The organism is Rhodococcus sp. KB6 (assembly GCF_001445685.1).
Taxonomy (GTDB): Bacteria; Actinomycetota; Actinomycetes; order Mycobacteriales; family Mycobacteriaceae; genus Rhodococcus_F; species Rhodococcus_F qingshengii.
This window is the reverse complement of the sequence record NZ_LNAK01000129.1, coordinates 1-262: the sequence shown is the minus strand read 5'-3', so window position 1 is coordinate 262 and position 262 is coordinate 1. Positions and strand designations below refer to the sequence as shown.

Sequence of the window (262 nt, the reverse complement as noted above, 5' to 3'; positions counted from 1 at the left end):
CCATGTGACGTGCCCCGGCTTCCCGGACGGTCGGGGTTGGGTGGCTGTGATGTCGCTGCGTTCTCGTCGAGGGGGTCAGCAGACCCGATCAGGGTCGATTGGGATGAGACGCGAAGGCGGCCTCGGTCTGAGCGTGACCGGACAACGACTTGAACCGGATCGTGCGGTCCTCGCGTGCCGCGTGGTGGAACCAGATCAGTGGTGCCGACGGTGCGGCAGCGAAGGCGCTGCTCGTGACACCGTGATCCGGCGGTTGGCCCAC

At 67.2% G+C, this 262-nt stretch carries 1 pseudogene; it reads left to right on the top strand.

Annotation, left to right across the window (positions count from 1 at the left end):
• Positions 1 to 103: 103 nt before the first annotated feature.
• A pseudogene (locus ASU23_RS34030) lies at positions 104 to 262 on the top strand (ISL3 family transposase); the annotation flags it as partial.